20 protein-coding genes are annotated in these 20,206 nt (G+C 68.7%); 18 read left to right on the forward strand and 2 right to left on the reverse strand.

The window, feature by feature from the left end:
• Positions 1-14: 14 nt before the first annotated feature.
• Positions 15-320: a ferredoxin gene (locus M2157_RS38225; protein ID WP_069761305.1), complete on the reverse strand. Its 306-nt coding sequence runs from the start codon at positions 318-320 to the stop codon at positions 15-17.
• A gap of 244 nt (positions 321-564) precedes the next feature.
• On the opposite strand from M2157_RS38225, the gene arc reads away from it, so the two are divergent.
• The 6 genes from arc to prcA all read left to right on the forward strand — a co-directional run bounded on the left by arc (position 565) and on the right by prcA (position 6,730).
• Positions 565-2,331, forward strand: a complete 1,767-nt coding sequence (arc, locus tag M2157_RS38230; protein ID WP_057614326.1) for a proteasome ATPase — start codon at positions 565-567, stop codon at positions 2,329-2,331.
• A 245-nt stretch (positions 2,332-2,576) separates the two neighbouring features.
• The gene (dop, locus tag M2157_RS38235; RefSeq protein ID WP_348541818.1) at positions 2,577-4,088 is read left to right on the forward strand and encodes a depupylase/deamidase Dop; all 1,512 of its coding nucleotides are present in this window, start codon (positions 2,577-2,579) and stop codon (positions 4,086-4,088) included.
• A 155-nt stretch (positions 4,089-4,243) separates the two neighbouring features.
• Positions 4,244-4,462, forward strand: coding sequence for a ubiquitin-like protein Pup (locus tag M2157_RS38240; protein WP_007380863.1), 219 nt, complete (start codon positions 4,244-4,246; stop codon positions 4,460-4,462).
• A 49-nt stretch (positions 4,463-4,511) separates the two neighbouring features.
• Complete coding sequence (locus M2157_RS38245) at positions 4,512-5,117, forward strand: endonuclease VII domain-containing protein (protein ID WP_280856530.1); 606 nt, start codon at positions 4,512-4,514, stop codon at positions 5,115-5,117.
• A complete protein-coding gene (gene prcB, locus M2157_RS38250) occupies positions 5,069-5,914 on the forward strand; it encodes a proteasome subunit beta (protein WP_059207841.1) in 846 nt (281 codons plus the stop codon). The genes M2157_RS38245 and prcB overlap by 49 nt, the downstream gene beginning before the upstream one ends.
• Positions 5,915-5,974: 60 nt before the next feature.
• Complete coding sequence (gene prcA / locus M2157_RS38255; RefSeq protein ID WP_059207842.1) at positions 5,975-6,730, forward strand: proteasome subunit alpha; 756 nt, start codon at positions 5,975-5,977, stop codon at positions 6,728-6,730.
• A 71-nt stretch (positions 6,731-6,801) separates the two neighbouring features.
• Here the strand turns inward: prcA and M2157_RS38260 are convergent, their stop codons facing one another.
• Positions 6,802-7,818, reverse strand: coding sequence for a LacI family DNA-binding transcriptional regulator (locus M2157_RS38260; RefSeq protein WP_280856529.1), 1,017 nt, complete (start codon positions 7,816-7,818; stop codon positions 6,802-6,804).
• 88 nt (positions 7,819-7,906) lie between these two features.
• Between M2157_RS38260 and M2157_RS38265 the strand changes: the two genes are divergently transcribed.
• The 12 genes from M2157_RS38265 (at position 7,907) to M2157_RS38320 (ending at position 20,194) form a co-directional block, all read left to right on the forward strand.
• Entirely contained in the window at positions 7,907-9,166 is a 1,260-nt protein-coding gene (locus M2157_RS38265; protein ID WP_280858960.1) for an MFS transporter, read from the forward strand.
• Between the two features lie 9 nt (positions 9,167-9,175).
• Positions 9,176-10,537 carry a Pup--protein ligase gene (gene pafA, locus M2157_RS38270; protein WP_127181046.1) on the forward strand — a complete coding sequence of 454 codons (1,362 nt, stop codon included), beginning with the start codon at positions 9,176-9,178 and terminating at the stop codon, positions 10,535-10,537.
• A gap of 127 nt (positions 10,538-10,664) precedes the next feature.
• Positions 10,665-11,669, forward strand: a complete 1,005-nt coding sequence (locus M2157_RS38275; protein WP_280856528.1) for an FKBP-type peptidyl-prolyl cis-trans isomerase — start codon at positions 10,665-10,667, stop codon at positions 11,667-11,669.
• 88 nt (positions 11,670-11,757) lie between these two features.
• Positions 11,758-12,129, forward strand: coding sequence for an FKBP-type peptidyl-prolyl cis-trans isomerase (locus M2157_RS38280; protein WP_020117713.1), 372 nt, complete (start codon positions 11,758-11,760; stop codon positions 12,127-12,129).
• Positions 12,130-12,305: 176 nt separating this feature from the next.
• A complete protein-coding gene (locus M2157_RS38285; RefSeq protein ID WP_280856527.1) occupies positions 12,306-13,259 on the forward strand; it encodes a WYL domain-containing protein in 954 nt (317 codons plus the stop codon).
• Between the two features lie 18 nt (positions 13,260-13,277).
• Positions 13,278-14,315, forward strand: a complete 1,038-nt coding sequence (locus M2157_RS38290; protein ID WP_280856526.1) for a WYL domain-containing protein — start codon at positions 13,278-13,280, stop codon at positions 14,313-14,315.
• Positions 14,312-14,602 carry a hypothetical protein gene (locus M2157_RS38295; protein WP_266526305.1) on the forward strand — a complete coding sequence of 97 codons (291 nt, stop codon included), beginning with the start codon at positions 14,312-14,314 and terminating at the stop codon, positions 14,600-14,602. The genes M2157_RS38290 and M2157_RS38295 overlap by 4 nt, the downstream gene beginning before the upstream one ends.
• 10 nt (positions 14,603-14,612) lie before the next feature.
• Positions 14,613-14,807, forward strand: a complete 195-nt coding sequence (locus M2157_RS38300) for a hypothetical protein (protein WP_164428310.1) — start codon at positions 14,613-14,615, stop codon at positions 14,805-14,807.
• 258 nt (positions 14,808-15,065) lie between these two features.
• Positions 15,066-15,353: a Sec-independent protein translocase subunit TatA gene (tatA, locus tag M2157_RS38305; RefSeq protein ID WP_280856525.1), complete on the forward strand. Its 288-nt coding sequence runs from the start codon at positions 15,066-15,068 to the stop codon at positions 15,351-15,353.
• Between the two features lie 48 nt (positions 15,354-15,401).
• Entirely contained in the window at positions 15,402-16,352 is a 951-nt protein-coding gene (gene tatC / locus M2157_RS38310; RefSeq protein ID WP_280867482.1) for a twin-arginine translocase subunit TatC, read from the forward strand.
• 31 nt (positions 16,353-16,383) lie between these two features.
• Complete coding sequence (locus tag M2157_RS38315; protein WP_280856524.1) at positions 16,384-17,274, forward strand: diacylglycerol kinase; 891 nt, start codon at positions 16,384-16,386, stop codon at positions 17,272-17,274.
• A 58-nt stretch (positions 17,275-17,332) separates the two neighbouring features.
• Positions 17,333-20,194: a DEAD/DEAH box helicase gene (locus M2157_RS38320; RefSeq protein WP_280867483.1), complete on the forward strand. Its 2,862-nt coding sequence runs from the start codon at positions 17,333-17,335 to the stop codon at positions 20,192-20,194.
• The last annotated feature ends 12 nt before the right edge of the window (positions 20,195-20,206 follow it).

The raw sequence follows: 20,206 nt of genomic DNA on the forward strand, positions 1-20,206 counted from the left end.
CGGTGGCTTTGTCGTCACTCTGCGTCCGGTCCGTAGATCTCGACCCTGTCCGAAACTCGACGTACATGGATGCAGTCGCCAGGACACTCCTTCGCCGAGTCGACCACATCGTTGAGAAGCGGCAGCGGTACGGGCGTTGTGGCGCCCCTGTCCTGCAGAAGCTCGTCGTCCGAGCCCTTCACATAGGCCAGACCGTCGATGTCCAGCTCGAACACCTCGGGCGCGTACTGGGCACAGATGCCGTCACCGGTACAGAGATCCTGGTCGATCCAGACCTCCAGGGTCTCGCCGTCGGCCCCGACCTCCTGCTGCACTCTCATCTCTCCTGCCGTTTATGCGCCGGGCCGAACGGGAATCCGGCCAGCTCTGACGGGTGTTGAACACTTCGACCCTACCTTCGGCAGCTTTCCAATCTTGTTCGGTGGGTATTCCCCTGGCGTGAGGGAGAGCGCAAGGGTGAAGATCGGACACACCTCGACAGTCTTTGTGATCTAGGGGTTTCAATCGACACCCACCCAGGTAGGGTCTGGAAGCGTCCAGCTCCCCTTGGAGGAGGTGAGGACCGTGGCAGCCCACGACGACGACATGAACCGCGGCATCCGCCCGGGACGAGGGTCCGACGACCCGTCCGGGCAGATTGCCTACCTTGAGCAGGAGATCGCCGTCCTGCGACGCAAGCTCGCCGACTCTCCGCGACACACGAGGATTCTCGAAGAGCGGATCGTCGAGCTGCAGACCAACCTGGCCGGCGTGTCCGCCCAGAACGAGCGACTCGCCAACACGCTCCGTGAGGCCCGCGACCAGATCGTGGCCCTCAAGGAGGAGGTCGACCGGCTCGCACAGCCGCCGGCCGGCTTCGGCGTCTTCCTCGAAGCGAACGAGGACGGCACCGCCGACATCTTCACCGGCGGCCGCAAACTGCGGGTGAACGTCAGCCCCAGCGTCGAACTCGAAGAGCTCCGGCGCGGCCAGGAAGTGATGCTCAACGAAGCTCTCAACGTGGTCGAGGCCATGGAGTACGAGAGCGTCGGCGACATCGTCACCCTCAAGGAGATCCTCGAGGACGGCGAGCGCGCCCTGGTGCAGGGCCACACGGACGAGGAGCGGGTGGTGCGGCTCGCCGAACCGCTGCTCGACGTGACCATCCGCCCCGGCGACGCCTTGCTCCTCGAACCGCGCTCCGGCTACGTCTACGAGGTCGTGCCCAAGAGCGAGGTCGAGGAACTCGTCCTCGAAGAAGTCCCCGACATCGGCTACGAACAGATCGGCGGACTCGGCGGCCAGATCGAGGCCATCCGAGACGCCGTCGAGCTCCCGTACCTCTACCCGGACCTGTTCAAGGAGCACGAACTGCGCCCGCCCAAGGGCGTCCTGCTCTACGGACCCCCCGGATGCGGCAAGACGCTCATCGCCAAGGCCGTCGCCAACTCGCTGGCCAAGAAGGTCGCCGAGGTCACCGGCCAGGCCACCGGCAAGAGCTTCTTCCTCAACATCAAGGGCCCCGAGCTCCTCAACAAGTACGTCGGTGAGACCGAGCGGCAGATCCGCCTCGTCTTCCAGCGTGCGAGGGAGAAGGCCAGCGAGGGCACACCCGTCATCGTCTTCTTCGACGAGATGGAATCCCTCTTCCGCACCCGCGGCTCCGGTGTCAGCTCGGACGTGGAGAACACCATCGTCCCCCAGCTGCTCGCCGAGATCGACGGCGTGGAAGGCCTGCAGAACGTGGTCGTGATCGGCGCCTCCAACCGTGAGGACATGATCGACCCCGCCATCCTGCGCCCCGGCCGCCTGGACGTGAAGATCAAGATCGAGCGTCCCGACGCCGAGGCCGCCAAGGACATCTTCGCCAAGTACCTCACCGAGCGCCTCCCGCTGCACTCCGACGACGTCGGCGAGCACGGCGGCAGCAAGGCCACCACCGTCCAGAGCATGATCCAGACGGCCGTGGAACACATGTACGCCGAATCCGAGGAAAACCGCTTCCTGGAAGTCACCTACGCCAACGGCGACAAGGAAGTCCTCTACTTCAAGGACTTCAACTCCGGCGCCATGATCGAGAACATCGTGGGCCGCGCCAAGAAGATGGCGATCAAGGACTTCCTCGATCACAACGCCAAGGGTCTCCGCGTCTCCCACCTCCTCCAGGCCTGCGTGGACGAGTTCAAGGAGAACGAGGACCTGCCCAACACCACCAACCCCGACGACTGGGCCCGCATCTCCGGCAAGAAGGGCGAGCGGATCGTCTACATCCGTACGCTCATCACCGGAAAGCAGGGCGCCGACACCGGGCGCTCCATCGACACGGTGGCGAACACCGGTCAGTACCTGTAAAGACAGGGCGGCTGCGGGTGCCCTCACCGGGGTACCCGCAGCCGACTGTTTTTCAGGCAACTAACCGGACCAAAGGCGAGCAAGGCAATGACGCAAATGATCTCCCCACCAGCGCAGAGCCGTTCTAGGCTCTTCGGTACCGCCGAGTCGCGCAGTGCGGGGACGGGCACCGCACACGCACCGGAGCGCCAGCGGTACTTGAGCGGCGCCCCCGACCGAGGGCGCCGCCGGGCAAGGAGGGCCGCATGACCGTACGGCGAGTAATGGGCATCGAGACGGAGTACGGGATCTCCGTCCCCGGCCACCCCAACGCCAATGCCATGCTCACCTCATCCCAGATCGTCAACGCCTACGCGGCGGCGATGCACCGGGCCCGCCGGGCCCGCTGGGACTTCGAGGAGGAGAATCCGCTGCGGGACGCACGGGGCTTCGACCTCGCCCGCGAGGCCGCCGACTCCAGCCAGCTCACCGACGAGGACATCGGCCTGGCCAACGTCATCCTCACCAACGGCGCACGGCTCTACGTCGACCACGCGCACCCCGAATACAGCTCTCCCGAGGTCACCAACCCCTGGGACGCCGTCCTGTGGGACAAGGCCGGCGAGCGGATCATGGCCGAGGCCGCCGAGCGTGCCGCCCAGCTCCCGGGCGCACAACCGATCCACCTCTACAAGAACAACACCGACAACAAGGGCGCCTCCTACGGCACGCACGAGAACTACCTGATGAAGCGGGAAACCCCCTTCTCGGACATCGTGCGCCACCTCACGCCCTTCTTCGTCTCCCGCCAGGTCTTCGCAGGCGCCGGCCGCGTCGGCATCGGCCAGGACGGACACGAACACGGCTTCCAGCTCAGCCAGCGCGCCGACTACTTCGAGGTCGAGGTCGGCCTCGAGACCACCCTCAAGCGGCCGATCATCAACACCCGCGACGAACCCCACGCCGACGCCGAGAAGTACCGCCGCCTCCACGTGATCATCGGCGACGCGAACCTCTCGGAGATCTCGACCTACCTCAAGCTCGGCACCACGGCCCTCGTCCTGTCCATGATCGAGGACGGCTTCATCGCGGTGGACCTCGCGGTCGACCAGCCGGTACGGACCCTGCACCAGGTGTCGCACGACCCCACCCTCCAGCGCCTGGTCACCCTCCGCAGCGGCCGCACACTCACCGCGGTCCAGCTCCAGATGGAGTACTACGAGCTCTCCCGCAAATACGTCGAAGAACGCTTCGGCGCCGACGCGGACGACCAGACCAAGGACATCCTGGCCCGCTGGGAGGACACCCTCAACCGCCTCGAGAACAACCCCATGAGCCTCGCCGGCGAGCTCGACTGGGTCGCCAAGCGCGAACTCATGGAGGGCTACCGGCGCCGCGACGACCTCGACTGGGACGCCGCGAAACTGCACCTGCTGGACCTCCAGTACGCCGACGTGCGCGCCGACAAGGGCCTCTACAACCGACTGGCGGCCCGCGGCCGCATCAAGCGCCTGCTGGACGAGAACGAGGTCGAGCGAGCCCGCACCAAGCCCCCGGAGGACACCCGCGCGTACTTCCGCGGCCGCTGCCTGGAGCAGTACGCCGACGACGTCGCCGCGGCCTCCTGGGACTCGGTGATCTTCGACCTCCCGGGCCGGGACTCGCTCCAACGGGTCCCAACCCTCGAACCGCTTCGCGGAACGCGAAATCACGTCAAGGAGCTCCTGGACCGCTGTCGCACGGCAGAAGACCTGGTCAGGGTGCTGTCGGGCGGCTGAGCGGGTCCTCGGGCCGAGCAGTCCGACAGGGTGGAAAGCCCGGCCAGAGGGAATCATCGAGATGGCCCCCGTACGTTGTAGGAACTGCGGGGCCGATGTCAGACCCTGCTTGTAGGGTCTGATCAAGAACGTCGAACCGAGCGGGGTGAGGGGTTATGGCGACCAAGGACACCGGCGGCGGACAGCAGAAGGCCACGCGCAACACCGAGGAGGTCGAGGAGCAGACTGCGGAGACGCAGGGTTCCGAGGACCTCAAGGAGCGCCAGGAGAAGCTCAGCGACGACGTGGACTCCGTCCTGGACGAGATCGACGACGTACTCGAGGAAAATGCCGAGGATTTCGTGCGGAGCTTCGTGCAAAAAGGTGGAGAGTAGAGGCTGATAAGTCACTTTGCCTTCGAAGTGAAGGTTGCGGGGGAATTGAGTGGCTGAAGAGCTCGACGCCAAGGAATGCAGGAAGTGCGGGCGGGATCTACCTCTTGCGGCCTTTGCGCGTGACAGGAATCGGCGTGACGGCCTCCAGGTGCACTGCCGGGAGTGCGTGGCGGAGTACAGCGCCACGCACTACCGGCGGCGCCGGGAGGCCATGGGTAAGTCGGTCCGGGAGCATGTTGACGTCCCGGACGGGCACAAGCTCTGCCGCACGTGTGGAGACATCAAGCCGTGGAGCGAATGGCATCGCAACGCGACGGCCTCGGACGGGTTGTCGACGCGCTGCAAGGCGTGCCGCGCAGCTCGGGGTCGGCGAGACCATTTGAAGCGTCAGTACGGCCTCACCGAAGCCGAGCGTGACGAGTTGATCGCCTCTCAAGGGGGCGTCTGCTGCATATGTTTGGCGGCTGTGCCCGAGCATGTGGATCACTGCCACAAGACGGGTAGGGTCCGAGGCGTACTGTGCTTCAGCTGCAATGCCGCACTGGGGCAGTTCAAGGATCGGCCCGATGCCATAAGGCGGGCTGCTGCTTACGTGGAAGGAATCGCGTGGAAGCCAACACTCGTAGCACCGGGCGTCTACCAGCTGCCTTCCTGACGCCTGGGTCGTCGTCCTTCATGGACTTCCTGTCCGAGCACCAGCCGGAGATGCTGCCGGGCAACCGGCAGCTGCCGCCCATGCAGGGTGTGATCGAGGCGCCGCACGGCACCACGATCGTGGCGGTCACCTTCCCCGGTGGTGTCGTGCTCGCCGGTGACCGTCGCGCCACGATGGGCAACGTCATCGCTCAGCGCGACATCGAGAAGGTGTTCCCCGCCGACGAGTACTCCGCCGTCGGGATCGCCGGCACCGCCGGTCTCGCCGTCGAGATGGTGAAGCTGTTCCAGCTGGAGCTGGAGCACTTCGAGAAGGTCGAGGGCGCCCAGCTGTCGCTCGAGGGCAAGGCGAACCGGCTGTCCACCATGATCCGTTCCAACCTCGGTATGGCGATGCAGGGGCTGGCCGTGGTGCCGCTGTTCGCGGGGTACGACGTGGACCGCGGCAGGGGGCGGATCTTCTCCTACGACGTCACCGGCGGCCGTTCCGAGGAGCACCACTTCGCCGCCACCGGTTCCGGCTCGATCTTCGCGCGCGGTGCCATGAAGAAGTTCTTCCACGACGGTCTGAGCGAGGCCGAGGCCACGATGCTGGTGGTGCAGGCCCTGTACGACGCGGCCGACGACGACTCGGCGACCGGTGGTCCCGATGTCGCGCGCCGGATCTACCCGATCGTCACCGTGATCACCGAGGACGGCTTCCGCCGGCTCACCGACGACGAGTCCTCCGAGATCGCCCGTTCGATTCTCGAGCGGCGGCTGGAGCAGCCCGACGGCCCGCGGGCCGCGTTGCTCTAGGCGCCACCCGTCTTGTTCAAGGTGATCGCAGTGACTTCCACAGAAAGGGACGGATAACCGGTGTCGACGCCGTTCTATGTCTCCCCCCAGCAGGCCATGGCCGACCGGGCGGAGTATGCCCGTAAGGGCATCGCCCGTGGTCGCAGCCTGGTCGTGCTGCAGTATGCCGACGGCATCGTGTTCGTCGGCGAGAATCCGTCCCGCGCGCTGCACAAGTTCAGTGAGATCTACGACCGGATCGGCTTCGCGGCCGCCGGCAAGTACAACGAGTACGAGAACCTGCGGATCGGCGGCGTCCGGTATGCCGACCTGCGTGGTTACACCTATGACCGTGACGACGTGACCGCCCGTGGTCTCGCCAACGTGTACGCCCAGACGCTGGGCACGATCTTCTCCTCGGCCGGTGAGAAGCCGTACGAGGTGGAGCTGGTCGTGGCCGAGGTCGGTGAGACGCCGGACGGCGACCAGATCTACCGGCTGCCGCACGACGGTTCCATCGTGGACGAGCACGGCTCGGTCGCGGTGGGCGGCAACGCCGAGACGATCAGCAGCTATCTGGACCAGCGTCACCAGGACGGCATGAGCCTGGCGGAGGCGCTGAAGCTGGCCGTGCAGGCGCTGTCCCGTGACACGAACGGCAGTGAGCGGGAGATCCCCGCGGAGCGGCTGGAGGTCGCGGTGCTGGACCGTACGCGTCCCCAGCAGCGCAAGTTCAAGCGCATCGTGGGGCGTCAGCTCGGTCGGTTGCTGGAGGCCGGCGGTGCGTCCACCGAGGCGGAGAGCGCGGATGAGGCGGAGGGTTCCGAGGACGAGTAGTCCCGGGGCGTCCCGCCCGACGATCACCCCTTCTGTGCCCCGGCCGATCACCAGGCCGGGGCACAGGGCGTTCAGGGGGTGCTGGGCGGGGCCGTGGAGCCTCGTACGACCAACTCGACGGGGATGTCCCCCGCCTGCGGTGTGCGGCCTTCCAGGACGGCCAGGAGGGCTTCCATGCCGCGTTCGCCGAACAGCTCGGCGTCCAGTCGTACGGTCGTCAGCTCCGGGTCGATGGCGGTGGCGAGGCCGAGGTCGTCCAGGCCGGTGACGGAGATGTCGTCGGGGATGCGCAGGCCGAGTCGTCGTACGGCCTTGTAGGCGCCGGCGGCGAGTTTGTCGTCGTCGCAGACGAGGGCGGTGGGCCGGGGGCCCGGGGTGGCGAGGGCGGCCTCTGTGGCGGTCAGGGCGCCGTCGATCGAGATGGGTGCGTGGGCGGTGCGGACGGAGGTGCCGGGGACCGTGTCGAGCCGTGCGGCCAGTTCGCGCGCGCGGATCTCGAAGGTCCAGGAGGGCACGTCGGCCGCGAGGTGCAGGAAGCGGCGGTGGCCGAGGTCCAGGAGGTGGGCGGCGACCTGGCGGATGCCGTCGGTGATGTCGAGGTTGACGGTGGCGGCGCCGAGGCTGCCCGAGGGGTCGCTGTCGAGCATGACGAGCGGGAGCTGGTCGCCGCGGATGGCGGTGAGGGCGTCGGCGGCCATGGAGGAGGCGATGACGCCGTCCAGGGCGGCCTGGGCGGAGGCGAAGGGGTCGCGGGCGGGGCCGATGCCTTCGGGGGAGGGGTACAGGACGACGCCGAAGCCGTGGTCGGCGGCCACGCGGGCGGCGCCGGTGTAGACGCCGGCGAAGAACTCCGTGGTCAGGGCCGGGACGACGAGCAGGACCGTGCGGGTGTGGCCGAGGCGGAGGTTGCGGGCGGCCAGGTTGGGCCGGTAGCCGAGGTCGCGGGCGGCTTCCCTGACCCGCTCGGCGGTGGCCTCGGAGACCCGGCCGCGCCACTTGTCGCCGAGCACGAGCGAGACGGCCGCCTGGGACACCCCGGCCGCCTGTGCGACGTCACGGCTGGTCGGGCGCGTACTGCTGCGTGCCACCGTGGGTCCGCTCCTTCGTCTGGACGTCCGAACAGCGCACATGGTACGTATGGGAGTCAGCGTTATACGTATGACTTGGAGGCGGGACATGGCCGCGGGATACCTGGAGATCCTCAGGGCGAGGCACGCGGCGCGCCTGCTGGCGGGAACCCTGGTGGGCCGGCTGCCGAACGCCACCGCTGCGATCGCGATCGTGCTGTTCGTCCGGGCGCAGGGCGGCACGTACAGCCTCGCCGGCGGTCTCGCGGCCGTGTACGGCGTGGCCAACGCCGTGGGGCAGCCGCTGCTCGGGCGGCTCGTCGACCTTCACGGCCAGCCCCGTGTCCAGCTCCCTGCTGCCGTGCTGTCGGCCCTCGCGATGGCTCTCTTCGCCTTCAACGGCACCGACCCGCTCCCGCTCGCCTACGCGGCTGTGGCCGCCGCCGGGCTCTTCACACCGCCCCTGGAGGGCGGCCTGCGGGCCCTGTGGCCGAGCGTGCTGCGCAAGGAGGACCAGGTGCACACGGCGTACGCCATGGACGCCGTGGCGCAGGAAGTCATGTTCACCGTGGGGCCCTTGCTGGTGACGTTGTGCGCGTCGCTGTGGTCGGCGCAGGCGGCACTGCTGGTGCTGAACGTCATCGGGGTGCTGGGCGCTCTCTCGGTCGTCGTGTCGCCGCCTTCGCGCGCGTGGCGCTCCGCACCGCGGGAGGCGCACTGGCTCGGCGCGCTGCGCTCGCCGGGACTCCTGGCGATGCTCGGCGCGTTCCTGTTCGTCGGCGTCGCGCTCGGGTCCATCACGGTCGCCTCCGTGCCGTACGCGGACGAGCACGGCGGGGACGCGGTGTACGGCTGGCTGATGGCCGGGATCGGTCTGGGCGCCCTTGTGGGCGGCATGGCGTACGGCGCGCGGCAGTGGGCCGGTGAGCCCGCGCGGCGACTCCAGGTCCTGGTGGGCTTCCTGGCGGTGTGTTACCTGCCGCTCACTCTGATGCCGGGAGCGGTCGCCATGACGCTGCTGGTGGTGCTCGCGGGTGTGTTCCTGGCGCCCGTCATCGCCTGTGCCTTCGTCCTCGTCGACCGGCACGCGCCTGCCGGGACGGTCACCGAGGCATTCTCCTGGCTCGTGACGACGTTCACGGTCGGTGCCTCGGTCGGAACGGGACTCGCGGGCCCGGTCGTCGAGCGGGGCGGGGCCCTGTGGGGCTTCGCCGTGCCGGGTGTCGCAGGGGGTGTGTCGCTGCTGGTTCTGCTGGTCACGGGAGGCGTCCTCACAGCTCCCGCGGGGCGGGCGGTGGTTGCGTCTTCATCGGAAAATGATCCAAACCGTGCTGCCGAACCCCGTTTCAGCTCGGGGGATCGGGCGTAATGTTCACTCATGGACCGCCGCATTTTCGGGCTGGAGAACGAGTACGGCGTCACGTGTACGTTCAGGGGACAGCGACGCCTGTCTCCCGACGAGGTGGCGCGGTACCTCTTCCGCCGTGTCGTGTCATGGGGCCGCAGCAGCAATGTCTTTCTGCGAAACGGCGCCCGCCTCTATCTCGATGTCGGGTCACATCCGGAATACGCGACACCCGAATGTGACAACGTGACCGAACTGGTCACGCACGACAAAGCGGGCGAGCGCATTCTCGAAGGACTCCTGGTGGACGCCGAACGACGCCTGCACGAGGAAGGAATCGCGGGCGACGTCTACCTCTTCAAGAACAACACGGACTCGGCCGGCAACTCCTACGGCTGCCACGAGAACTATCTCGTCGCACGCCACGGGGAGTTCTCCCGGCTCGCGGACATCCTCATTCCCTTCCTTGTCACCCGCCAGCTGCTGTGCGGCGCGGGCAAGGTTCTGCAGACCCCGCGGGGCGCCGTGTACTGCGTCAGCCAGCGGGCCGAGCACATCTGGGAGGGCGTCTCCTCGGCGACGACCCGTTCCCGGCCGATCATCAACACCCGCGACGAACCGCACGCCGACGCCGAGCGCTACCGCCGCCTGCACGTCATCGTGGGCGACTCGAACATGTCCGAGACGACCATGCTGCTGAAGGTCGGTGCGACCGACCTGGTGCTGCGCATGATCGAGGCGGGCACCGTGATGCGTGACCTGACCCTGGAGAACCCGATCCGGGCGATCCGCGAGGTCAGCCACGACATCACCGGTCGGCGCAAGGTGCGTCTGGCCAGCGGCCGGGAGGCCTCCGCGCTGGAGGTGCAGCGCGAGTACTACGAGAAGGCCGTGGACTTCTGTGAGCGCCGGGGCATCCGTACCGGCACCGTCGAGCAGGTCCTGGAGCTGTGGGGCCGCACGCTGGACTCGATCGAGGCCGAGGACCTCGACCGGATCGGCACCGAGATCGACTGGGTCATGAAGTACAAGCTCATCGAGCGGTACCGGGCCAAGCACAACATGACCATGTCCCACCCGCGGGTCGCGCAGATAGATCTCGCGTATCACGACATTCACCGCCGTCGTGGCCTCTACTACCTTCTGGAGAGGAAGGGCCAAGCCGCCCGTATCTGCAACGACTTGAAGATCTTCGAGGGCAAGTCGGTTCCGCCGCAGACCACTCGGGCCCGGCTGCGCGGTGACTTCATCCGCAGGGCCCAGGAACAGCGCCGGGACTTCACCGTCGACTGGGTTCACCTCAAGCTCAACGACCAGGCGCAGCGCACTGTGTTGTGCAAGGACCCGTTCCGTTCGGTCGACGACCGGGTCGAGAAACTGATCGCCGGAATGTGATCGACGCGTTCCACATCAGTGTCGGAACGCAACACGGGCGCCGTACGTTTCACGTACGGCGCCCTTCTCACGCCGTAGAGTTGCGCGGACGCCATCAACAAGATCGACCGATTACGAGGCCCCCACCGTGCGCCGACGCTCACTCCTCATTGCCGTTCCCGCAGGACTGGCCACACTCGCCGCATGCGGTGATGACAAGTCCGACTCGAGCAAGGCGAGCGACAGCGCGTCACCCTCGGCGTCGTCCTCGGCCTCGCAGGCGCCGCCGCCGAAGATCGTCGACGGTCCGCTGCCGGCGATCACGGCGGGCACGAAGTTCGGTGAGAAGCCGACGGTCGCCAAGGGCAGCGGCGATCCGTCGAAGGATCTCGCGGTCAAGACGGTCATCGCGGGCGGCGGCACCACCATCGCCGAGGGCGACTACATCCAGGCCCACTACCTCGGACAGGTCTGGAGCACGGCCAAGGTCTTCGACAACTCCTACGACCGTAAGACGGCGCTGGTCATCCAGCTCGCGCAGAACAGCATCATCGACGGCTGGCGGTACGCCCTGACGGGCAAGAAGGCCGGCAGCCGGGTCCAGTTCTCCATCCCGCCCACCTGGGGGTACGGCAAGGAGGGCAACGCGCAGGCGGGTATCAAGGGCACCGACACGCTGGTGTTCGTCGTCGACGTCCAGGACACGTTCAACGCGAAGAGCTCCGCCAAGGGCAAGAACGTCGCGCAGAGCGACGCGGACCTGCCCAAGGTGGGCACCAACACCGACGGCAAGGCCCCCTCCATCGAGATCCCCAAGGCGGACGCGCCCACCAAACTGGTGTCGGAGTACGTCATCGAGGGCGACGGCGACGAGGTGGCGGCCGACAGCACCCTGCTCGTGCAGTACAAGGGCGTGGTGTGGGACACCGGCAAGGAGTTCGACTCGACGTACAGCCGCAAGCAGTTGGCGTCGTTCTCGCTCCAGCAGGTCGTCAAGGGCTGGGCGCAGGGCCTGACCGGCAAGAAGGTCGGCAGCCGGGTGCTGATCTCCATTCCGCCGAAGCTGGGCTACGGCGACAAGCCGCCGGCCGGCAGCGGTATCGAGAAGGACTCCACGCTGGTCTTCACCGTGGACATCCTGGCGAAGATGTGACGCACGGGGGACATGCGCGAAGGTCCCGGCCGCGGGGATGTAAGACTGGTCCCTGTTGCCTTTCCGTGAACCAGCAGGAGCGAGTGACGTGAGCATCGACAAGCCCGAGATCGACTTCCCGGGCGGCGAGCCCCCGGCGGACCTGGAGATCAAGGACATCTGGGAGGGCGACGGCGAGGTTGCGCAGGCCGGCCAGACCGTCACCGTCCACTACGTGGGCGTCGCCTTCAGCACCGGCGAGGAGTTCGACGCCAGCTGGAACCGTGGTCAGCCGTTCCGCTTCCCGCTGGGCGGCGGGCGGGTCATCAAGGGCTGGGACCAGGGCGTGCAGGGCATGAAGGTCGGCGGCCGCCGCCAGCTGACCATCCCCGCCCACCTCGCCTACGGCAACCAGAGCCCGACCCCGGCGATCAAGCCCGGTGAGACCTTGATCTTCGTGGTCGACCTGCTCGGCGTCTGATCGTCGTACCGGAGTCATAAGGGATCGCGTCGCGGTCGGATCGTCGTACGACTTCCGACCGGACCTGATCAACCGGGGTCCATGCCTGTCCGGGCATGGGCCCTCGGCTTTTGCCCTGCTCCTTCGGGGCGGTACGGTCATCGTCCGTAAGCACCATAGGGAGGCGAAGGGCGTCGATGGCCATTGCCAAGGCCGAGCGGCTGATGAACCTGGCGCTGTGTCTGCTCGGGACGCGACGGCCGCTCAGCAAGCGTGAGCTTCGGGAGTCCATCGAGGCCTACCTGGAGGCGAATTCCGACGACTCCTTCAACCGGATGTTCGAGCGCGACAAGGACGATCTGCGTGAACTCGGGCTCGTGATCGAGACCGTTGAGAACCTGGACGGCGAAGTCGGCTACCTCGCGCGCCGCGACAGCAACCGGCTGCCGCCCGTCACCCTCGACGCCGAGGAGGCCGCCGCCCTGGGGCTGGCCGCCAAGGTGTGGCAGCAGGCCCGGCTCGCCGGCGCGGCCAGCGGTGCCCTGCAGAAACTGCGCGCGGCGGGGCTGCCCGAGGACTTCGACCCGTACGAGGCGCACGGCGCCCTGGAGCCGCGCATCCCGGTGCACGAGGCCTCCTTCGAGCCGCTGATGCTCGCCTGCCGGGACCGCCGCCCGGTCGTCTTCGACTACCGCAAGGCCACCGCCGCCCGCCCCGAGCCCCGCCATGTCGAACCCTGGGCGCTGGAGTGCTGGCGCGGCCACTGGTACCTGGCCGGATTCGACCGGGACCGGGGTGCCGAGCGGGTCTTCCGGCTCTCCCGCATCACCGGCAAGGTGCGCTCACGCGGCACGCGTTACACGGCCCCGGTCCCCGACGTCGTGACCGTCCGCGAGACCGTCGCGAGCTGGGCGGGGGAGACCGCCGACCGCAGCGCGCTGATCCGGCTGCGCACGGGTGCCGGGTACCCCTTGCGGGCGAAGGCCACCTCGGTGCGGGAACTGGGCGACGGCTGGGACGAGTTGGAGATTCCGTACGGCCACGGTCTGGACGCCTGGCTGGTGGAGTTCGGTCCGGACGTGGTGGTCCTGGAGCCCGCCGAGTTGCGGGCCGACGTGGTGGACCGGCTGCGTGCCGTGGCCAAGGGCTGAGGGGGAGCGGAAGAGATCATGGCAGGCAAACCGGTCAGGCCGGCGAACGCCATCGACCAGACCCGGCGGATGCTCTCCCTGGTGACCTATCTCAGGGAGCGCCCCGGCGCCCGGGTCGAGGACGTCGCCCGCGCCTTCGGGATCACCGAGGACGAGCTGGTCTCCGACCTCGATGTGCTGCCCATGTGCGGCACCAGCTTCCGCGGCGGAGATCTGCTCGACATCGACACCGACGGGGAGCGGATCTGGTGGCACAACCCCGATGACGTGGCCGAGCCGCTCAGGCTCGCCGCCGACGAGGCGACCGCGCTGCTGGTGGCCGCCCGCGCGGTGTCCACGCTGCCCGGCCTCAGGGAGAGCGACCGGCAGGCGCTGCTGCGGGCGACCGCCAAGGTGGAGACCGCGGCCGGTGAGACGGCCGGTGCCAGCGCGCGGCTGTCGGTGACCTTCGAGTCCGAGGGCGGGGTCTTCGCGGACGTCGACCGGGCCATCTCCGAGCGCCGGCGCCTGTGGATCCGCTACTACTCGCCCGCCCGCGACGAGCTCACCGAGCGCGAGATCGACCCGATCCGCCTGGTCAGCGTCGGCCACACCTATGTCGAGGCGTGGTGCCGTCGCTCCGAGGCGCGGCGCACCTTCCGGCTCGACCGGGTCGCCGAGATCAAGATCCTCGACGAGACGTCCGCGCCGCCCGAGGTCGAGCTCAGGGACCTGTCCGAGGGGCTCGTGCAGCCCGCGGCCGAGGACCCCGAGGTGGTCGTCGAGGTGGGCCCCGGCGGCCGCTGGGTCGCCGAGTACTACCCGCACGACAGTGCGGATGAGCTTTCCGACGGCGGGCTGCGTATTACCCTGCGCACCCCCGACCCGGCATCGCTTCGGAGGCTGGCGCTCCGGCTCGGCCGCGACGGCCGGATCGTCTCGCCGCGCGACCTCGCCGACAGCGCCCGCGAGGCGGCCCGCGAGGCGCTGGCGGCCTATGACGGGGTCGAGGCGCAGGACACCCCGGGGGCGCGGGTGCGCGACGGTCGGTACGACAGGCAGGAGCAGGGGCTTTGAGCGAGTCGGCGACGTCCGGTGCGGGCATGACGGTGGCTGCCGCCTTCGCGGGGATGAGAAGCGCGGCTCCGGTGACCTTCAGGGCGAGCTGCCCGGACTGCCGGGAGCGGTTCGAGCTGGCCGCCGCCGCCCTGCGCCTCGCCATCGGCGCGACCAGCCGCGCCACCTTCTACTCCTTCACCTGCCCCGAGTGCGGCGCGGCCGTACGCAAGCCCGCCGGCGAGCGGATCGTGGAACTGCTGACCGGCGGCGGGGTCCGGACGCTGCGGCTGCACTCCACCCTCTAGGCTCGGTGCCATGTTCTGGCCGATGTTCGCGGTAGCAGTGGGTTTCGTGGGTCTCGCCGTCCTGGGTGTGCTCGCCGTCCGGGTCTTTCTGGAGGCGCAGCGTCTGGGGCGCCAGGTCACGGACTCCGCGCGGCGTATCAACCGTGCCGCGGAGGACCTGGAGCGGGCGGCGGTGAGCACGGCCCGTTCTGTGGACTCACTGTGAGTACGGCTGAGAGTTGGGTGTGAGCCGAGCGGCGCATGCGTTTTGGGCCACTTCGCCCTGTCACCTTGGCCGGGTCGGCAGGTACGCTGCTGGTCGCGGTCCGGATAACGAGGCTCGGCCGCGAACCGGGAGTACGCACAGGGATTGCCAGGCGTTCACCCCTGAGCGTTACGATCGCTGTCAGCACGACTGATCGGACACATGTCCGACCGGTCGGACAGCACCCCACAAGCCGCCTCGGTGAGAAGGTAAAGACTTATGTTCGGAAGGCTCGGCGCCCCCGAGATCATTCTCATCCTCGTCGTCATCATCCTTCTGTTCGGCGCGAAGAAGCTTCCCGACATGGCGCGCTCGCTCGGCAAGTCCGCCCGCATCCTCAAGAGCGAGGCCAAGGCGATGAAGGACGAGGGCAACAGCACGGCCACTCCGGCCGGCCCGCCCAACAACGACGAGCAGACCCCTGCGCAGCGCACCATCCAGGCCGCGCCCGGCGACGTGACGAGCTCGCGCCCGGTCACCGAGCCGACGGACACGACCAAGCGCTGACGCGGGGCCGGTGACCTCCGGCCCGCCCGCACGAGATGGGAACGTGGGTTGCTGAAGTCTGCCCGCAAAGAGGAGAGGGATCCCGAGGGGCGGATGCCTCTCGCGGATCACCTTCGTGAGCTCCGCAACCGGCTCGCGAAGGCGATACTGGCCATCGTCATCGTCACGGTGGTCGCCGCCTTCTTCTACAACGACATCATCAACTTGATCACCAAGCCGATCCTCGACTCGGTCGGCTGTGACAAGTCCTTCGCGGAACTGGCCAAGTCGACACAGTCGACCAAGCCGTGCGCCGAGATCACGATCAACGGTCTGCTCGCGCCCTTCACGCTGGCCCTGAAGGTGTCGCTGATGGCCGGTGTCGTCGCGGCCTCGCCGGTCTGGCTCTACCAGCTGTGGGCCTTCGTCGCACCCGGCCTGCACCGGCACGAGAAGAAGTACGCCTACGCGTTCGTCGGCACGGGCGCCCCGCTGTTCCTCGTCGGCGCCTACTTCGCCTACTCGGTCCTGCCGACCACGGCGCAGGTGCTGATCGGCTTCACCCCGGGCGGCACCTCCAACCTGCTGCCGCTGGACGACCTGCTCGACCTCGTCCTGCGCATGGTGCTGGTCTTCGGCCTCTCCTTCGAGCTGCCCCTGCTGCTGGTCTTCCTCAACCTCACCGGGTTGATCACCGGCAAGCGGATGCTCGGCTGGTGGCGCGGCATGATCATGGCCATCACCGTGTTCGCGGCCATCGCCACACCGAGCACCGACCCGCTGACGATGCTGGCGCTCGCCGCGCCGATCTGGGTCCTGTACTTCGGGGCGACCGCCTTCTCCCTGCTCAACGACCGGCGCAAGCGCCGTCGCGAGGCCGAGGGCCCCGCCGACGACGAGGCCTCCGACCTGGATCTCACCCCCGAGGACGTCGGCGAGGTCGAGACCGTCTCCGCGAGCCGGGCGCTGCCCGAGCAGTCGGGCGCGGACCGGGTCAACGGTTATGACGACGTGACCTGACGAGCGAGAAGCGGCTCGTAAGGTCACTTCCGTGACCAGCGAGATCACCCTCTTCGTCAACCCCACCGCGGGCCGCGGCCGGGGCGCCCACGCGGCGCAGCCGGCCGCTTCCGCTTTGCGGGCGGCCGGCTTCGCGGTGCGGACGGTGCTCGGGGAGGACGCCGCCGACGCCCTCGTACGCGTGCGTGCCGCCGTGGACGAGGGCACGGGGGCACTCGTGGCCGTGGGCGGCGACGGAATGGCGAACCTCGCCCTCCAGGCCGTGGCAGGCACCCGCACCCCGTTCGGTCTGGTCGCCGTCGGTACCGGCAACGACTTCGCCCGCACCCTGGGCCTGCCGGTGCGCGATCCCGCCGCCGCGGGCCGGCTGATCGCCGACGCCCTCAAGGAGGGCCGGGTCCACGACACCGACCTGGGCCGGGTCGGTGACCACTGGTTCGGCACCGTCCTCGCCTCCGGCTTCGACTCCCGGGTCAACGACCGCGGCAACCGCATGAGATGGCCCACGGGCCGCCTCAAGTACGACCTCGCGATGCTCGCCGAACTGGCCGGCTTCCGGCCCGTCCCGTACCGGATCACGCTCGACGACGGCGACGTCCGGGAGATCGAGGCGACCCTGGTGGCCGTCGGCAACGGATCGTCGTACGGCGGTGGCATGCGGATCTGCCCGGGCGCGGACCTCACCGACGGGCTCTTCGACATCACCGTGGTCGGGGACTGCAGCCGTACGACCCTGCTGCGGGTGTTCCCGAGCGTGTACCGGGGCACCCACGTCGACCACCCCAAGGTGACCGTGCTGAGAGCCGCGCGGGTCGAGATCGCCGCCGAGGACGTCACGGGCTACGCGGACGGCGAGCCGCTCGGGCCGCTGCCGCTGAGCGCGCGCTGTGTCCGCGGCGCGGTGTCCGTGGTGGGCCCGTGAACTGCGGAGGGCCCGTGAACTGCGTGAAGAGCAGGTTTCGCGGACTCCGATCCGGATAATGATCGTCCTGTTGTCAGTGCCGCCGGGTACGCTCGAAAGCACGATGACAGAGGACCTCTCACCGGCCGAGCGGTACGCGGCAGCCCGCCTGCGGGCAGCCGAGCAGGCCACCGCGCTCGCGGGCTTCCGCGAGATGTACGACTTCGGTCTCGACCCCTTCCAGATCGAGGCCTGCCAGGCTCTCGAAGCGGGCAAGGGCGTGCTGGTCGCCGCCCCCACCGGCTCCGGCAAGACGATCGTCGGCGAGTTCGCCGTCCACCTCGCCCTCCAGCAGGGCAAGAAGTGCTTCTACACGACCCCCATCAAGGCACTGTCCAACCAGAAGTACGCGGACCTGAGCCGCCGTTACGGCGCCGACAAGGTCGGCCTGCTCACCGGCGACAACAGCGTCAACTCCGACGCCCCCGTGGTCGTGATGACCACCGAGGTACTGCGGAACATGCTGTACGCGGGCTCACAGACGCTCCTCGGCCTCGGGTACGTGGTGATGGACGAGGTGCATTACCTCTCCGACCGCTTCCGGGGCGCCGTATGGGAAGAGGTGATCATCCATCTCCCCGAGTCGGTGACCCTGGTGTCGTTGTCGGCGACCGTGTCCAACGCCGAGGAGTTCGGCGACTGGCTCGACACCGTCCGCGGCGACACCCAGGTGATCGTCTCCGAGCACCGGCCCGTGCCGCTGTTCCAGCACGTGCTCGCCGGGCGCCGGATGTACGACCTGTTCGAGGAGGGCGAGGGCAGCAAGAAGGCCGTCAACCCCGACCTCGCGAGGCTGGCCCGCATGGAGGCCCAGCGGCCGTCGTACCAGGACCGCAGACGCGGCCGGGCGATGCGCGAGGCCGACCGGGAGCGCGAGCGGCGGCAGCGGTCGAAGGTGTGGACGCCGAGCCGGCCCGAGGTCATCGAGCGGCTGGACGCCGAGGGCCTGCTGCCGGCCATCACGTTCATCTTCAGCCGCGCCGCGTGCGAGGCGGCCGTACAGCAGTGCATGTACGCGGGGCTGCGGCTCAACGACGACGAGGCACGCGGGAAGGTGCGCGCCCTTGTCGAGGAGCGCACGGCGTCCATCCCGACCGAGGACCTCCATGTCCTCGGCTACTACGAGTGGCTCGAGGGCCTGGAGCGCGGCATCGCGGCCCATCACGCGGGCATGCTGCCAACCTTCAAGGAGGTCGTCGAGGAGCTGTTCGTGCGCGGCCTGGTCAAGGCCGTGTTCGCGACCGAGACACTCGCGCTCGGCATCAACATGCCCGCGCGTTCGGTGGTGCTGGAGAAGCTCGTCAAGTGGAACGGCGAGCAGCACGCCGACATCACTCCCGGCGAGTACACCCAGTTGACGGGGCGTGCGGGGCGGCGCGGCATCGACGTCGAGGGTCACGCGGTGGTGCTGTGGCAGCGCGGGAGCAGCCCGGAGCACCTGGCGGGACTGGCCGGCACGCGCACCTACCCGCTGCGCTCCAGCTTCAAGCCGTCGTACAACATGGCGGTCAACCTCGTCGAGCAGTTCGGCCGGCACCGCTCGCGTGAGCTGCTCGAGACGTCGTTCGCGCAGTTCCAGGCCGACAAGTCGGTCGTCGGGATCTCGCGCCAGGTGCAGCGCAACGAGGAGGGCCTCGACGGCTACAAGGCCTCCATGACCTGCCACCTCGGCGACTTCGAGGAGTACGCGCTACTGCGCCGCGAACTCAAGGACCGCGAGACCGAGCTGGCCCGACAGGGAGTCGCACAGCGGCGCGCCGAGGCTGCCGTGGCGCTGGAGAAGCTCAAGCCGGGCGACGTCATCCATGTGCCGACGGGCAAGTACGCCGGTCTCGCGCTCGTGCTGGATCCGGGCCTGCCCGCCGGGCGGTCCAACGGCCACCGGGGCTTCGAGCACCACGACGGCCCGCGCCCGCTCGTGCTGACCGCCGAGCGGCAGGTCAAGCGGCTCGCGTCGATGGACTTCCCGGTGCCGGTCGAGGCGTTGGAGCGGATGCGGATCCCGAAGTCCTTCAACCCGCGCTCACCGCAGTCCCGTCGGGACCTGGCGTCCGCGCTGCGTACCAAGGCGGGGCACATTCCGCCGGAGCGGGCCCGCAAGCAGCGTTCCCAGGCGGCCGACGACCGTGAGATCGCGCGGCTGCGGACGGCGATCCGGGCGCATCCCTGCCACGGGTGCAACGACCGTGAGGACCACGCCCGTTGGGCCGAGCGGTATCACCGGCTGCTGCGGGACACCTCGCAGCTGGAGCGGCGCATCGAGGGGCGTACGAACACGATCGCCCGCACCTTCGACCGGATCGTGGCACTGCTGACCGAGCTGGACTATCTGCGGGCCGACGAGGTCACCGAGCACGGCAAGCGGCTGGCCCGGTTGTACGGCGAGCTCGATCTCCTGGCCAGTGAGTGCCTGCGGGAAGGGGTCTGGGAGGGGCTCGCCCCTGCCGAACTGGCCGCGTGCGTCTCGGCGTTGGTGTACGAGTCCCGGGTCGGCGACGACGCCATGGCGCCCAAGGTGCCGTCCGGCAAGGCCAAGGCGGCGCTCGGTGAGATGGTGCGGATCTGGGGGCGGCTCGACGCCCTCGAGGAGGACTTCCGGATCAACCAGACCGAGGGGGTCGGGCAGCGTGAGCCGGATCTCGGGTTCGCCTGGTCCGCGTACATGTGGGCCAGCGGGAAGGGGCTCGACGAGGTGCTGCGGGAGGCGGAGATGCCTGCCGGGGACTTCGTGCGGTGGTGCAAGCAGGTGATCGATGTGCTGGGACAGATCTCGGCTGCGGCTCCGGTGTCGGGGGGTGGGTCTTCCACCGTCGCGAAGAACGCGCGGAAGGCTGTTGATCTGTTGCTGCGGGGGGTTGTGGCCTACTCGTCGGTGGGGTGACGGATCGGTCGG

Source organism: Streptomyces sp. SAI-127, from assembly GCF_029894425.1.
Taxonomy (GTDB): Bacteria; Actinomycetota; Actinomycetes; order Streptomycetales; family Streptomycetaceae; genus Streptomyces.